Origin of the sequence: Sinomonas sp. G460-2 (assembly GCF_047759905.1) — a bacterium.
In the GTDB taxonomy this organism is placed as follows: Bacteria; Actinomycetota; Actinomycetes; order Actinomycetales; family Micrococcaceae; genus Sinomonas.
In genome coordinates, this window is the sequence record NZ_JBKZWT010000078.1 from 1 (window position 1) to 14,253 (window position 14,253).

Annotated in this window: 12 protein-coding genes; all 12 read right to left on the minus strand. The window is 68.6% G+C overall.

Features of this window, described 5'->3' with window-relative positions:
- Window positions 1-47: 47 nt before the first annotated feature.
- Window positions 48-305, minus strand: coding sequence for a preprotein translocase subunit SecG (gene secG, locus ACLN58_RS09775; RefSeq protein ID WP_415855069.1), 258 nt, complete (start codon window positions 303-305; stop codon window positions 48-50).
- Between the two features lie 41 nt (window positions 306-346).
- Window positions 347-1,159 (minus strand): triose-phosphate isomerase, encoded by an 813-nt coding sequence (gene tpiA, locus ACLN58_RS09780; protein ID WP_415855070.1) that lies wholly within the window; start codon window positions 1,157-1,159, stop codon window positions 347-349.
- Window positions 1,160-1,252: 93 nt separating this feature from the next.
- Entirely contained in the window at window positions 1,253-2,488 is a 1,236-nt protein-coding gene (locus ACLN58_RS09785; RefSeq protein WP_415855071.1) for a phosphoglycerate kinase, read from the minus strand.
- Between the two features lie 42 nt (window positions 2,489-2,530).
- The gene (gene gap / locus ACLN58_RS09790) at window positions 2,531-3,538 is read right to left on the minus strand and encodes a type I glyceraldehyde-3-phosphate dehydrogenase (RefSeq protein ID WP_415855072.1); all 1,008 of its coding nucleotides are present in this window, start codon (window positions 3,536-3,538) and stop codon (window positions 2,531-2,533) included.
- Between the two features lie 280 nt (window positions 3,539-3,818).
- Window positions 3,819-4,442, minus strand: coding sequence for a superoxide dismutase (locus ACLN58_RS09795; RefSeq protein ID WP_415855073.1), 624 nt, complete (start codon window positions 4,440-4,442; stop codon window positions 3,819-3,821).
- A gap of 147 nt (window positions 4,443-4,589) precedes the next feature.
- Complete coding sequence (gene whiA, locus ACLN58_RS09800; protein ID WP_415855074.1) at window positions 4,590-5,570, minus strand: DNA-binding protein WhiA; 981 nt, start codon at window positions 5,568-5,570, stop codon at window positions 4,590-4,592.
- 58 nt (window positions 5,571-5,628) lie between these two features.
- Window positions 5,629-6,639, minus strand: coding sequence for a gluconeogenesis factor YvcK family protein (locus ACLN58_RS09805; protein WP_415855075.1), 1,011 nt, complete (start codon window positions 6,637-6,639; stop codon window positions 5,629-5,631).
- Entirely contained in the window at window positions 6,639-7,562 is a 924-nt protein-coding gene (rapZ, locus tag ACLN58_RS09810) for an RNase adapter RapZ (protein ID WP_415855076.1), read from the minus strand. The genes ACLN58_RS09805 and rapZ overlap by 1 nt, the downstream gene beginning before the upstream one ends.
- A 13-nt stretch (window positions 7,563-7,575) precedes the next feature.
- Window positions 7,576-9,516 carry an excinuclease ABC subunit UvrC gene (gene uvrC, locus ACLN58_RS09815; protein WP_415855077.1) on the minus strand — a complete coding sequence of 647 codons (1,941 nt, stop codon included), beginning with the start codon at window positions 9,514-9,516 and terminating at the stop codon, window positions 7,576-7,578.
- A gap of 145 nt (window positions 9,517-9,661) precedes the next feature.
- Window positions 9,662-10,324, minus strand: a complete 663-nt coding sequence (locus ACLN58_RS09820) for a lysophospholipid acyltransferase family protein (protein WP_415855079.1) — start codon at window positions 10,322-10,324, stop codon at window positions 9,662-9,664.
- 5 nt (window positions 10,325-10,329) lie between these two features.
- Window positions 10,330-11,058: an HAD hydrolase-like protein gene (locus ACLN58_RS09825; protein WP_415855078.1), complete on the minus strand. Its 729-nt coding sequence runs from the start codon at window positions 11,056-11,058 to the stop codon at window positions 10,330-10,332.
- Window positions 11,059-11,156: 98 nt separating this feature from the next.
- Window positions 11,157-14,075 (minus strand): excinuclease ABC subunit UvrA, encoded by a 2,919-nt coding sequence (gene uvrA, locus ACLN58_RS09830; RefSeq protein WP_415855080.1) that lies wholly within the window; start codon window positions 14,073-14,075, stop codon window positions 11,157-11,159.
- Between the last annotated feature and the right edge of the window lie 178 nt (window positions 14,076-14,253).

The window sequence follows — 14,253 nt, forward strand, 5'->3', positions numbered from 1 at the left end:
GGGTGGAACACCCACGAGACGTGACCTTTGAACGGTTAAGGGCGCGGTCAGGACTCCGCGACGTTCGAGAAGCGCAGGATGAGGCCCAGCGCGATGATCACGATGCCCCACGTCAGCCCAAGGACGATGGTGAACCTATTGAGGTTCCGCTCGGCCACGCCCGAGGATGAGAGCCCCGAGGACATCCCGCCGCCGAACATGTCCGACAAACCGCCGCCGCGGCCCTTGTGCATGAGGATGAGCAGGGTCAGCAGCAGGCTCGTGATGCCGAGCAGGATCTGCAAGATGATCTGAAGTACTTGCACCGTATTGCCTCGTGGTCTTCCTCGAGTGGTTTGCGGTCGCGCTACGCTCCCGCGTGGCTCTCGAACCTGACAATGCTAGCAAATTCGGCTGGATCGAGGCTGGCGCCGCCCACGAGCACGCCGTCGACGTCGGTCTGGGCGAGGATCGCCGCCGCGTTCGCGGCCTTGACCGAGCCCCCGTAGAGGAGTCGAGTGGCCGCCGCAGCCTCGGCGCCGAAGATCGAGGCGAGCTCGGCGCGGATCGCGGCGCACATCTCCTGGGCGTCGTCCGGCCCCGCGACCTCGCCCGTGCCGATGGCCCAGACGGGCTCGTAGGCGACAACGAGGGTCGCGGCCTGCTCGGCCGTCAGCCCCTCGACGTCGGCGCGCAGCTGGGCGAGCGTATGCTCGACATGCCGACCGGCCTGGCGCACCTCGAGGCCCTCACCGACGCACAGGACGGGCACGAGTCCGTGGCGGTAGGCGGCCTTCGTCTTGGCGTTGAGCAGGTCGTCCGACTCGCCGTGGATCGTGCGGCGTTCACTGTGCCCCACGAGCGCATAGGTGCTGCCGAGCTTCGCAAGGAAGGCCCCGCTGATATCGCCCGTGTAGGCCCCCGAATCGAACGGCGAGAGGTCCTGCCCGCCGTAGACGACCTTGAGGTCGTCGCCCTGCACGAGAGTCTGCACGCCGCGGAGATCGGTGAATGGCGGGAAGATGGCCACCTCGACGCGGCCGAAATCGTGGCGGGCATCCTGAAGGGTCCAGGCGAGCTTCTGGAGGAGCGTGATGGCCTGGACATGGTCCATGTTCATCTTCCAGTTGCCGGCGATGAGCGGGGTGCGGTCGAACGTACCGTTCGAGGAGGTGGTCACGGTATCTCCTGGTGATCCTGCTTGTCCTGGGATTGAGGCACGCAGGGGCGCCGCCCGCACGGAGGTGCAGACGGCGCCCCGACGCGAAAGGGGTCAGGCTCCGAGGGCCGTGAGGCCCGGGAGCTCCTTGCCCTCGAGGTATTCGAGGCTCGCGCCGCCGCCCGTCGAGATGTGGCCGAACTGGCTGTCCTCGAAGCCGAGCGTGCGAACCGCCGCCGCGGAGTCGCCGCCGCCCACGACCGTGAGCGCGCCCGCGGACGTCGCGTCGGCGAGGGCCTGCGCGACGGCCTTCGTGCCCGCCGCGAAGGCCGGGAACTCGAACACGCCCATCGGGCCGTTCCAGAACACCGTCCTCGCCGTGGCGATCTCCTTCGCGAACGCGGCCGCGGTCTCGGGCCCGATGTCGAGGCCGATACCGGTCTCGCCGAAGGCCGTGCCCTCGATCGCGTCTGCGGAGGCGACCTCGTGCTCGGCGTCCGCCGCGAACTTCGAGGCAACCACAACGTCGGTGGGCAGCACGAACTCCGTGCCCGCCGCGGCGGCGCGCTCAAGGTAGGACTGGACCGTGCCGATCTGATCCCGCTCGAGGAGGCTCGAGCCGACCTTGTGGCCCTGCGCCGCGAGGAACGTGAACAGCATGCCGCCGCCCACGAGCAGGCGGTCCGCCTTGCCGATGAGGTTGTCGATCACCGCGAGCTTGTCGGAGACCTTCGAGCCACCGAGCACCACAACGTAGGGCCGCTCGGCACCCTCGGTGAGGCGCTTGAGCACCTCAACCTCCGTGCGCACGAGCTCGCCGAGATAAGCGGGGAGGATCGACGCGATGTCGTAGACGCTCGCGTGCTTGCGGTGCACGGCGCCGAACGCGTCGTCGACGTACGCTCCGCCGTCGCCCGTTAGCTCGGCGAGCTCACGAGCGAAAGCCGCCCGCTCGCCGTCGTCCTTGCTCGTCTCGCGCGCGTCGAAGCGCACGTTCTCGAGCACGAGCGCCTCGCCGTCCGCGAGGCTCGCGGCAAGCTCCTTCGCGCTCGGGCCCACGACGTCCGCCGCGAGGCGCACGGGGAACGCGGCGAGCTCGGCGAGGCGTTCGACGGCGGGACGCAGCGAATACTTCTCGTCCGGGGCCCCCTTGGGCCGGCCGAGGTGGGCCATCACGATGACCCTCGCGCCGGCCTCGGCCAGCTTGGCGATCACGGGCAGTGACGCGCGAACGCGCCCATCGTCAGTCACGGTGGAACCGTCGAGCGGCACGTTCAGGTCCGAACGGACCAGAACGTGCCGCCCACGGACACCTTCGGCGAGCAGCTCGTCGAGAGTGTGTGCAGTCATGGACTCAGGCTATCCGAGTTCCCGGAACGTTACGGCCGGGCCTCAGAGCTTGGACGCGACCAGCTCGGTGAGGTCCACGAGGCGGTTGGAGTAGCCCCACTCGTTGTCGTACCAGGAGACGACCTTCACCTGGTTGCCGATGACCTTGGTCAGGCCCGCGTCGAAGATCGACGACGCCGGGTCGGACACGATGTCCGAGGACACGATGGGGTCCTCGGTGTACGTGAGGTAGCCGGCGAGCGGGCCGGTCTCGGATGCGGCCTTGACGGCGGCGTTGACCTCGTCGCGCGTGACCTCGCGGGACAGCGTGACCGTGAGGTCCGTCGCCGAACCCGTCGGGACGGGGACGCGGATCGCGAAGCCGTCGAGCTTGCCCTTGAGCTCCGGAAGCACGAGGCCGATCGCCTTCGCGGCGCCGGTCGACGTCGGGACCATGTTGATCGCGGCGGCGCGTGCGCGGCGGAGATCGCGGTGCGGGCCGTCCTGAAGGTTCTGGTCGGCCGTGTAGGCGTGAACCGTGGTCATGAGGCCGCGCTCGATGCCGAACGCGTCGTTGATCGCCTTCGCGAGCGGGCCGAGGCAGTTCGTGGTGCACGAGGCGTTCGAGATGATGTTGTGGTTCTCGGCGTCGTAGAGGCCGTCGTTGACGCCCATGACGATCGTGACATCCTCGTCCGTGGCCGGAGCGGAGATGATGACCTTCTTGGCACCCGCGGCGAGGTGCTTCTTCGCGTCGGCCGCCTTCGTGAAGAAGCCGGTGGACTCGATCACGATGTCGACGCCCAGCTGGCCCCACGGGAGGTTCGCGGGGTCGCGGTCCGCGAGGACCTTGATCTCCTTGCCGCCGACGACGATGTTGCCGTCGCGGGCCTCGACCTTCTCGTCGAGACGGCCGGACACCGAGTCGTACTTGAGCAGGTGGGCCAGAGTCTCGGGGCTCGTGAGGTCATTGACGGCCACGATCTCGAGATCGGCGCCCTGGGCGAGTGCTGCGCGGAAGAAGTTGCGGCCGATCCGGCCGAAGCCGTTGATGCCAATGCGGGTAGTCACTCTGGTAGCTCTCCTTGATGCTCAGCCGAGCATCCACCACCTAGGGTGACTGCTCGGACTGTCTGAACGGTCTCGCACACCATTGGGCTGAGATTTGCACAAGGAAAGGCCTACAGCCCGAGTCTCCATTGTCCATGGCTGAAAGGCTGCTGGGCCTTTCCGCACCCCATCCTACGGAAAAAGGGCCCGTCCGTGAACAGACGGACCCTTTTTCGGGAGGCGGTGGGTGAAATCACCGCAATGTGACAGAAATCTCAGCCCTGACAGAAACTCACAAGGCTCAGGCGGGGAGGACGAGCCCCTGCGCGCCGGCGCGTGCGGCCTCGAGGCGCTTCGCGACGTCCGCCCAGTTCACGATGTTCCAGAACGCCTTGACGTAGTCAGCCTTGACGTTGACGTAGTCGAGGTAGAAGGCGTGCTCCCACATGTCGAGCATGAGCAGCGGGATGGTCCCGACCGGAACGTTGCCCTGCTGGTCGTAGAGCTGCTCGATGACGACGTTCCCGCCGAGGGGCTCAAAGGCGAGGATCGCCCAGCCGGAGCCCTGGAGGCTCGTCGCCGCCGCGCTGAAGTGCGCCACGAACTTGTCGAACGAGCCGAACGCGTCGTCGATCGCGGCCGCGAGCTCGCCCTCGGGCTTGTCGCCGCCCTCGGGGGACAGGTTGTTCCAGAAGATCGAGTGGTTCGTGTGGCCGCCCAGGTGGAACGCCAGGTCCTTGCTGAGGCGCGTCACGTCGGCGAAGTTGCCCGACTCGCGGGCCGCGGCCAGCTTCTCGAGCGCCGTGTTGGCGCCGGCCACGTAGGCGGCGTGGTGCTTGCTGTGGTGGAGTTCCATGATCCGCGCCGAGATGTGCGGCTCGAGGGCCGCGTAGTCGTACGGAAGCTCAGGCAGTACGTAGGTCACAACAATCCTCCATCGGTCGATTTCCCGCCGCGCGGTACTTCACACGGCGGGCTGGTGACGGCTCCATCCTATGCAGATCGCCGGGTCACCACCGAAGCGCTCGTTCACGAAGCGTGGAACCGCGCCACCGTAGCGGAACCGCTGCGATCAGCCGTCCAGCATGTCCGGCGTAACGTTCGCGTCCGTGCCCGGGATTCCCGTTTCGATGGCCTTCTTGTCCGCCATCGCGAGGAGCCGGCGGATCCGCCCGGCGATCGCGTCCTTGGTGAGCGGAGGGTCGGCGAGGCGGCCGAGTTCGTCGAGGCTCGCCTGCTTGTGGGCGACCCGGAGCTCGCCCGCGTAGCGCAGATGATCGGGGACGTCGTCGCCGAGGATCTCAAGCGCACGCTCCACGCGTGCGCCCGCCGCGACCGCGGCCTGCGCCGAGCGCCGGAGGTTCGCGTCGTCGAAGTTCGCGAGCCGGTTCGCCGTGGCCCGGACCTCCTTGCGCATGCGGCGCTCCTCCCACGCCATGAGCGCGTCGTGGGCGCCCATGCGGGTCAGGAGCGCGGCGATCGTATCTCCGTCACGCACGACGACGCGGTCCACCCCGCGCACTTCGCGCGCCTTCGCGGAGATCCCGAGTCGCCGGGCGGCGCCCACGAGCGCTAGGGCGGCCTCTGGGCCGGGGCAGGTCACCTCGAGCGACGACGAGCGGCCCGGCTCGGTGAGCGAGCCGTGCGCCAGGAAGGCCCCCCGCCACACGGCCTCGGCGTCCGCGGCCGAGCCGTTGACGACAGCGGACGGCAGCCCGCGGACGGGACGCCCACGGTTGTCGAGGAGGCCGGTCTGCCGGGCGAGTGCCTCGCCCTCGCGAACCACGCGGATCACGTACCGGCTCCCCCGGCGCAGGCCGCCGCCGGAGACCACGATGATCTCGGCGGAGTGCCCGTAGACCTCGGAGATCGCGCTCTTGAGGCGCCGCGCCGTGGACGCGAGATCAACCTCGGCCTCGATCACGATGCGCCCCGAAATGATGTGCAGCCCCCCAGCGAAACGCAGCATCGCCGAGACCTCGGCCTTGCGTTCGGAGGACTTCCTCACCGCGAGATGCGAGAGCTCTTCCTTGACGCTCTGGGTCAGAGCCATGCTTTCGCCTCCCCCGCCCGCGCGGACGTCCCGTGCGATGCCATCAGCCATTCCCCTGTCATCTAGCGCCGCCCGAGAACACCTCGTGATAGGCGGCCGCGAGCCGGAGCGGATCGTGCACCGCCCGGTGGCCCGAAGCTCCCACTCTACCGAAGTGGACCTCAGCACCCAGTTCCGCCGCGGCGCGTTCAAAGCCCGCAGGGTCGCCAACCGTGCCTATTTCGGCCACGACCGCATCGAGGGTGAACTCGGGGGCCGCGCGCTGCAGAACCTGAAGGTGGTCCGTGGCGGTCATGCCGCTCGTCTCCTTCGTGTCCATGGCGAGGTTCATGGTGAGGCAACGGCGCGCGGGGGTGTCGGTAAGCGCCTGGCGCAATTCGGGCAGGAGGAGGTGCGGGAGCACCGACGTGTACCACGAGCCCGGGCCCAGCACGACCCAGTCGGCGAACTCGATTGCGCTGAGCGCCTCAGGGCATGCCGGCGCCTCCTCGGGGAGCAGCCGCACGTCCTCGAGCCTGCCGGCCACGGCGCACGCCGCTTGGCCCCGGATGAGCTGCCCGGGGCCACCGTCCGGCGACGCGACGATTCCCTCGATGGTGAGCGGGACCTGGGACATCGGGAGGACCTGGCCCCGCGCGCCAAGCAGGGCACCGGCCCAGCGGAGGCCGTCGACGACGTCGCCGAGGAGCTCGCACAGCGTCATGATGAGCAGGTTGCCCATCGCGTGATTCTCAAGTCCGCTCGTGCCGGCCGGCGACGCGAAGCGGTGCTGCATGACGTCGCGCCACGTGCGGCCCCAGTCCGTGTCGTCGCACAACGCCGCGAGAGCCATGCGCAGATCGCCCGGGGGCACGACGCCGAAGTCGCGGCGCAGGCGGCCGGAGGAGCCGCCGTCGTCCGCCACCGTGACGACGGCGGTGAGGTCCGCCGTGAGGAGGCGAAGCGCGGAGAGGGAAGCGGCGAGCCCGTGGCCGCCCCCGAGGGCGACGACGGACGGCCCCTTGGGCGCGCCGCCGGATGTGCCCGAGCCGGGCGGGATGAGCGGGAGCTGGCCCGTGAACATGGACACTATTCGCGCCCGAGGTCCCGGTGGGACGTCGTAACGGTGACGCGAGGCTGCTGGGCGAGGCGCTTCGAGAGTTCCTCGGCGATCGCCACCGAGCGGTGCTTGCCGCCCGTGCAGCCCACCGCAATGGTCGCGTAATGCTTGTTCTCCCGGCGGTAGCCGGACAGGACCGGCTCCAGCGCGTGGACGAATCGCGTGACGAACTCCTCGGCGCCGCTCGCCACGAGCACGTAGTCGCGCACGTCGGGGTCGAGGCCCGTGTGAGGGCGGAGCTGCGGGATCCAGTGCGGATTCGGAAGGAAGCGGACGTCCGCAACGTAGTTGGCGTCCGCCGGAAGTCCGTACTTGAAGCCGAAGCTCATGACGTTGAGCCGCAGCGTCACGGGGCCCTTCTCCGAGAACAGCTCGGTGATGGCGGTCGCGAGCCCGTGGACGTTGTAGTCCGACGTGTCGAGCACAAGCGTGGACTGCTCACGCAGCTCCGTGAGGAGGAGCCGCTCGGCCGTGATGCCGTCGAGGATGCGGCCTCCGCCCTGGAGCGGATGGGGACGCCGACCCTGCTCGAAGCGCCGGATGAGCACATCATCCGTCGCATCGAGGAACAGCACGCGGTATTCGATGCCCCGCGAGTCGAGCGCGTGCAGGGCCTCGCGGATGTCCGCGAAGAGCGCCTTGCTGCGCACGTCCATGACGACGGCGAGCTTGGGGATCCGATCCGAGGCGTGCGAGACGAGCTCGGACAGCGTGCCCAGGAGCTGGGGCGGGAGATTCTCGACGACGTACCAACCGTGGTCCTCGAGCGCGTTCGCCGCTGTGCTCCGCCCCGCGCCGGACATCCCGGTCACGATGAGGAGTTCAGCTTCAGGTGGTTTGACGGGGGTCAGCTCAGTGGGCTCGTGCGGGTCCGCCGCGCTGGTCTGGGTCATGGCCCCAGCCTAACTAAGACTCCAGGATTTCGCCGGTCGCGTAGTTGATGGCGGGTGCCGACTCCTGGGGCTCAGAGCCGTGGAACGTCGCGAAGACGGTCGCCGCGAGCGAGGGCCCGACGCCGGGGACGTCCGAAAGATCGTCGACGGTCGCGGCGCGGAGCCGCTTGACCGAGCCGAAATGGACCAGGAGGGCCTTCTTCCGGGCGGGACCGAGGCCCGGCACGTCGTCGAGGACCGAGGCCGTCATGGCCTTGCCGCGCTTCTGCCGGTGGAACGTGATCGCGAACCGGTGGGCCTCGTCGCGGATCCGCTGGAGGAGGTAGAGGCCCTGGGAGGCGCGCGGGAGGATCACGGGGAAGTCGCCCTCGGGCAACCACACCTCCTCGAGGCGCTTCGCGAGGCCGACGACCCGGATCTCGTCCTCGCCGATGCCGAGCTCCGCGAGGGCCTGGACCGCGGCGGCGACCTGGGGCTGGCCGCCGTCGACCACGACGAGGTTCGGCGGGTAGGCGAACTTCCGGTTCTGATCGCGCTCCTCGACGGGGAGATCCCGTTCGGCGAGGTAGTTGCGGAAACGGCGGGTCAGGACATCGTGCATCGCGGCCGTGTCGTCTCGCGCGGCCTCACCCGTGATGGAGAACTTGCGGTACTCGGACTTCTTCGCGAGCCCGTCCTCGACCACGACCATCGACGCAACGACGTTCGTGCCCTGGACATGCGAGATGTCGAAGCTCTCGATCCGGAGGGGCGGCTCGACGAGCTCAAGCGCCTCCTGGAGCTCCTGGAGCGCAAGCGATCGGTTCGTGATGTCCCCCGCGCGGCGGATCTTGTGGAGGCGGAGGGCCTGCACGGCGTTTTCGTGGACGGTCTTGGCGAGCGCCGCCTTGTCTCCTCGCTGCGGCACGCGCAGCGCGACCTTCGCGCCGCGCAGCCCCGAGAGCCACACCGTGAGCTGCTCGGCGTCCTCGGGCAGTACGGGCACGAGGACCTCGCGGGGGATCCGCGAGTCGGTCTCGGCCTGCGCGCCGTAGACCTGCTGGAGCAGGTGCTCGACGAGCGCGGGGCCCGTGGCCTCCTCGACCTTCTCGACGACCCAGCCGCGCTGGCCGCGGATGCGTCCGCCGCGCACATGGAACACCTGGACGGCGGCCTCGAGATCGTCCTCCTCGACCGCGAAGACGTCCGCGTCCGTGTCCTCGGAGAGGACGACAGCGTTCCGCTCGAACACCTTCCGCATGGCGATGATGTCGTCGCGGAGCGAGGCTGCGGTCTCGAAGTCGAGCTCCTCGGAGGCCGCGGCCATCCGCTTCTCGAGCTGGGAGATGAACCGCTTGGCCTCGCCGCCCATGAACGCGCAGAAATCCTCGGCGATCGCGTAGTGCTCCTCCGGCGTGACGCGCCCCACGCACGGTGCGGAGCACTTGTCGATGTAGCCGAGCAGGCACGGCCGGCCGCTCTGTTCGGCTCGCTTGAACACGCCCGCGCTGCAGCTGCGCACCGGGAACACCTTGAGAAGGGTGTCCATCGTCTCCCGGATGGCCCCGGCGGTGTACGGACCGAAGTACCGCGTGCCCTTGCGGCGATCGCCGCGCATCACCTGGACGCGCGGGATCGTCTCCCCCATCGTCACGGCGAGGTACGGGTAGGTCTTGTCGTCGCGGAACGCGAGGTTGTATCGCGGCGCGAACTCCTTGATCCACGTGTATTCGAGCTGGAGCGCCTCGAGCTCGCTCCCGACGACCGTCCATTCGACGCTCGCCGCCGCGTGCACCATGGCATACGTCTTGGGCAGGAGCGTGGCCGGGTTCGCGAAGTACGAGGTCAGCCGCTGGCGAAGGTTCTTCGCCTTCCCCACGTAGATGACGCGCCCGTGCGGGTCGCGGAACCGGTAGACGCCCGGATCGGTCGGGATTTCGCCCGTCTTCGGCCGGTAGCTCGCTGGATCTGCCACTGAACCAGTCTATTTGGGTGGTGGGGTGGGTGAGGAAAGTCGTGGGTGAGGAAAGTCGTGGGTGAGGAAAGGCGCGGGTGAGGAAAGGCGCGGGTGAGGAAAGGCGCGGGTGAGGAAAGGCGCGGGTGAGGAAAGGGGGCCCAGTCTATTCCGCGGCTGGCGGCTTGTTGTAGCCGGACGCTCGCTCCTGGCCGCTCAGGGCGGCGATGGCGTCCATGATGCGGTCGGTCGCGTCGCGGCGCACGGGGAGGGAGTGGTCTGGGCCGAGCTTGTCGAAGTACAGGGGCTCTCCCACGCGCATGCTGAAGTGCTGGGGCTTGACGCCGTTGCTGCCGGCCGGCTGGAGCTTCTCGGTCCCTTCAAGCCCCACGGGAACCACAGGAGCGCCGGTCGTGAGCGTCAGCCAGCCGACACCGGTCCGGCCGCGGTACAGCAGGCCGTCCCGCGAGCGGGTCCCCTCGGGATAGATGCCCACTCCTCCCCCGTCCTCGAGGATGTCGAGGAGGGTCTTGAGGGCCGCGACGCTCGCCGCCTGTTCGCCGCGCTCCACGGGGATCGAGCCGACACCCTCGAAGAACGACTTCATGAGCTTGCCCTTCAGGCCCGTGCCCGTGAAGTACTCGGCCTTCGCGAAGAAGCCCACCTTGCGCGGCATGAGCGCCTGGATGATGACCGAGTCGAGGAACGAGAGGTGGTTGGACGCGACGATGAACGGGCCGTCGATGGGCACGTTCTCGAGCCCCGTCACGGTCGGCCGGCACAGCCCCGCGATGAGGGCCCGGATGCTCGTCCGGCTGGCCTGGTACATGATCGTCATGGGCGGGCCTCCGCGGCACCGGAGCCGGCTGCGGCCTGAGCATGGCCGTCGAGTGGCAGGAGACGTTCGACGGCGTCGCCCGCCTCGCGCGTATCCGCGACCCGGGCCGCGAGGTCGAGGGCCTCGAGCTCCCCGGGCTCGGCGAAGCCCCACCTCACGCCGATGCATGGAATTCCGTTGGCGGCGGCCCCGGCGGCGTCGTGGCGCCGATCGCCGATCATGACGGCGCGCGAGCTAGCTGCGTGATTGACGGTCAGCGCAGCCGCAACGATGCTCGCCTTGCCGTCGGTGAGCGGCGGCAGCGTCTCGTCGTCCGGCGCGCCGTGGATGCTGTGGAATCGACGGTCGAGGTCGTGGATCCCGAGGAGCTTCTTCGCGAGCCCCTCCGGCTTCTGGGTCGCGACCGCAAGGTGGTACCCCGCCGCGCGGAGCCGATCGAGCAGCTCCGGGATGCCAGGATAGGGGCGGCTCGCTGCCATCCCCTGCGAGATGTACCGCTGGCGGTAGCTGTGGACGACGGCGGGCATCACCTCGGCGGGGACGTCCGCGAGCCGACCGAGGGACTCAAGGAGGGGCGGGCCGACCATCGAGTCGAGCGTCGCGCCGTCAGGAACCGGGAGACCGTGAACCTCAAGCGCGTGCGCGATGCCGCCGGTGATGCTCCCCGCGGGGTCGACAAGAGTACCGTCCAGATCGAAGATCACAAGCGCGGGGCTGACAGTCACCGGGACAGTCTCGCATACCAGCCCGAATGGCTGAAACTCTTATGACCCTTCAGGCATATTCGCGGCCCGGTTCCAGCCGCCCGTGCATGCCGCGGTATTCATCGATGGCCGCGAGTGAAGATCTCGGACAGGAATCGACCCGTGTGGCTCGCCTCGACCTTCGCAACATCCTCCGGAGTGCCGATCGCCACGACCTGCCCGCCGCCCGAGCCACCGTCTGGCCCCAGATCGATGATCCAGTCGGCGCTCTTGATCACGTCGAGGTTGTGCTCGATCGTGATCACCGAGTTGCCCTTGTCCACGAGACCCTGAAGCACGAGCAGGAGCTTCCGGATGTCCTCGAAGTGGAGGCCGGTGGTCGGCTCGTCGAGCACGTAGACGCTCCGCCCGTTCGAGCGACGCTGAAGTTCCGAGGCCAGCTTGACGCGCTGCGCCTCGCCGCCGGAAAGCGTCGTGGCAGGCTGGCCGAGCCGTACGTAGCCGAGCCCGACATCCACGAGCGTGTTGAGGTGGCGCGAGATCGGGCCGAACGCCGCGAAGAACTCCGCCGCCTCATCGATCGGCATGTCCAGGACGTCCGCGATGGTCTTGCCCTTGTAGTGGACCTCGAGGGTCTCGCGGTTGTAGCGGGCGCCGTGGCAGACCTCGCACGGGACGTAGACGTCCGGGAGGAAGTTCATCTCGATCTTGATCGTGCCGTCGCCCGAGCATGCCTCGCACCGACCGCCCTTGACATTGAAGGAGAAGCGCCCGGGCTGGTAGCCACGGACCTTGGCCTCGGTGGTCTCCGCGAACAGCTTGCGGATGTGGTCGAACACGCCCGTATACGTCGCGGGGTTGGACCGCGGGGTCCGCCCGATGGGGCTCTGGTCCACGTGGATGACCTTGTCGAGGTGCTCAAGCCCATCGATGCGGGTGTGCCGCCCGGCCACCTGCTTCGCGCCGTTGAGGCGGTTCGCAAGCACCTTGTAGAGGATCTCGTTCACGAGCGTCGACTTGCCCGAGCCGCTGACGCCCGTGACGGCGGTGAGCACGCCGAGGGGGAACGTCACGTCGACGTTCTGCAGGTTGTGCTCGCGCGCCCCGACGATCTTGAGCTGACGCTTGCGGTCCAAGGGGCGCCGCTTCCTGGGCAGCTCGATGCGGCGCCGCCCCGAGAGGTAGTCGCCGGTCAGGGACTCGCGGTTCTCGAGAAGCCCCGCGAGGGAGCCCGAGTGGACTACCTTGCCCCCGTGCTCGCCGGCTCCGGGGCCGATGTCCACGATCCAGTCGGCCTCATGAATCGTGTCCTCGTCGTGCTCGACGACGATGAGCGTGTTCCCGAGGTCGCGAAGCCGCGTGAGCGTCTCGATGAGCCGCCGGTTGTCGCGCTGGTGGAGGCCGATGCTCGGCTCGTCGAGGACGTACAGCACGCCGACGAGGCCCGATCCGATCTGGGTCGCAAGGCGGATGCGCTGGGCCTCACCGCCGGACAGCGTCCCCGCCGCGCGCTCGAGGTTGAGGTACTCGAGGCCGACGTCGAGGAGGAACGCGAGCCGCGCGTCGATCTCCTTGAGCACCTGGTGCGCGATCTGCCGCTCTCGATCGGTGAGATCGAGCGTCGCGAGAAACTCGCTCGCCTCGCGAAGGGGCAGGGCGCACACAGCCGCAATGGACCTGCCGCCCACGAGCACGGAGAGCGACGCGGGGTTGAGGCGCGCTCCGCCGCACTCGGGGCACGGGACCTCGCGCATGTATTCCGCGTAGCGATCACGCGCGTAGTCCGACTCTGTCTCCGCGTGCTTGCGCTGGATGTACGAAACCGCGCCCTCGAAGCCCGTGCTGTACTTTCGCTCGCGCCCGAAGCGGTTGCGGTACTGGACCACGACCTTGTGGTCCTTGCCGAAGAGCACGGCGTCCCGCGCGTACTGCGGGAGGCTGTGCCACGGAGTGTTCATCGAGAAGCCGAGCTCGTCGGAGAGACCCTCAAGCAGGCGTGTCCAGTACTCCGTGGTCGCTGTACCGAGCGACCACGGCGCAATCGCTCCCTCGCCGAGACTGAGCTCAGGGTCCGGGACCACGAGCTCCTCGTCCACCTCGAGCTTCGTGCCGATGCCCGTGCACGCCGGGCACGCGCCGAACGGGTTGTTGAACGAGAACGAGCGCGGCTCGATCTCATCGATCGCGAGTGGATGCTCGTTGGGGCACGCGAGGTGCTCCGAGAACGCGCGGGTGCGGCCGTCGTCGTCGGGCGCGATGTCGACGAAGTCCGCCAGGACGCGGCCCTCGGCGAGTCCAAGGGCCGTCTCAACGGAGTCGGCGAGGCGCTGGCGGATGCCTTCCTTGACCACGAGGCGATCCACGACGACCTCGATCGTGTGCTTGAACTGCTTGCCGAGCTTGGGCGGCTCGCTGAGCTGGACGAGCTCGCCGTCCACGCGGGCGCGCGCATAGCCCTTCGCGGCGAGCTCCTTGAAGAGGTCCACGAACTCGCCCTTCCGGCCCCGCACCACCGGGGCGAGGATCTGGAAGCGCGTGCCGTCGGCCAGATCGAGGAGTTGATCGACGATCTGCTGCGGCGTCTGGCGCGTTACCGGCTCGTGGCAGATCGGGCAATGTGGGCGGCCCACGCGCGCCCACAGAAGACGCATGTAGTCGTAGATCTCGGTGATCGTGCCGACCGTCGAGCGAGGGTTCTTGCTCGTGGACTTCTGATCGATCGACACGGCGGGCGAGAGGCCCTCGATGAAGTCGACGTCCGGCTTGTCCACCTGGCCGAGGAACTGCCGCGCGTAGGCCGAGAGCGATTCGACGTAGCGCCTCTGGCCCTCGGCAAAGATCGTGTCGAACGCGAGAGACGACTTGCCCGATCCGGACAGCCCCGTGAACACGATCATCGCGTCGCGCGGCAGGTCAAGATCGACGTTGCGAAGGTTGTGCTCGCGTGCCCCCTTGACGACGAGTCGCGAAAGATCCGCGCGGAGCGAGCTCACGGCCTCGTGCGAGCGCGCGTCGGCAGGGCGGTCCGCCAGATCCATGGGCGAGGAGGGAATCTGCACGGAACTATGCTAGTCGAAAACGTCTTCGAATTCCCAATCGTGTGCGCGTGGGCCAGCGGCGTGTTCGGCTCCCGATCCCATTGACCGCTCAGAGCCGCTCATACGCCTGCTCGAGCAGGCGAACGGCCTCCTCGAGCGTGCACCCGCGTGCGGCCGC

What these genes read in the sequence shown, in the direction of transcription:
- rapZ (WP_415855076.1), bottom strand. Translation starts at nt 7,562, where the DNA reads ATGACCCAGACCAGCGCGGCGGACCCGCACGAGCCCACTGAGCTGACC.
- uvrA (WP_415855080.1), bottom strand. Translation starts at nt 14,075, where the DNA reads ATGGATCTGGCGGACCGCCCTGCCGACGCGCGCTCGCACGAGGCCGTG.
- ACLN58_RS09785 (WP_415855071.1), bottom strand. Translation starts at nt 2,488, where the DNA reads ATGACTGCACACACTCTCGACGAGCTGCTCGCCGAAGGTGTCCGTGGG.
- whiA (WP_415855074.1), bottom strand. Translation starts at nt 5,570, where the DNA reads ATGGCTCTGACCCAGAGCGTCAAGGAAGAGCTCTCGCATCTCGCGGTG.
- ACLN58_RS09820 (WP_415855079.1), bottom strand. Translation starts at nt 10,324, where the DNA reads ATGTACCAGGCCAGCCGGACGAGCATCCGGGCCCTCATCGCGGGGCTG.